This is a genomic window from Methylobacterium sp. WL116, from assembly GCF_008039455.1.
Taxonomy (GTDB): Bacteria; Pseudomonadota; Alphaproteobacteria; order Rhizobiales; family Beijerinckiaceae; genus Methylobacterium.
Map to the genome: position 1 here is coordinate 1 of NZ_VRUV01001100.1, position 538 is coordinate 538.

Consider the following 538-nt stretch of genomic DNA (forward strand, 5'->3'; position numbering starts at 1 on the left):
AGCCGGCGCAGGTAGCGCCCGAGCCCGTCGGAGGCCGGGGCCGCGAGCGCGACCGGACCGGTGAAGCGCGGGCTCGGATCGGTGTCGATCTCGCCGCTGGCCGTGACGGTCGCCGCACCCGGCGCCACGGCCGAGAAGCGTCGCAGCAGCAGGCCGCCGGTGCGGTCGAGGGTGCCCGTGGCCTTGAGGTTGGACCATTCCTCGAAGCCGAGCACGGCCGCCTCGACCGAGAGGTCGAGGTCGAGCATCACCGGCAGGCCGCCACCCGATTTCGCGCCCACCTTGGGCAGCCCGCGCGCCACGAAGGCCTGCCCGCCCGGCGAGAGCAGGAAGGCGTCGAGGTCGAGGCGACGCGCCTCCAGGGTCAGCCCCGCGCGCCAGCGGCGCAGGTCGATCTGGCCGCTGCCGGAAAGCCGCAAGGCTTGCCCGCCCGGATCGATCTCGGCGTTGACGCCCTCGAACCGGACGAGGGCGCCGCGGGCCTTGAACTTGCCGCCCAGCGCGAACGGCAGGTAGGCGCCGGCGGCCTGGGCCGGCG

At 75.5% G+C, this 538-nt stretch carries 1 pseudogene; it reads right to left on the reverse strand.

Features of this window, described 5'->3' with window-relative positions:
• A pseudogene (locus FV223_RS31125) lies at nucleotides 1-538 on the reverse strand (AsmA protein); the annotation flags it as partial.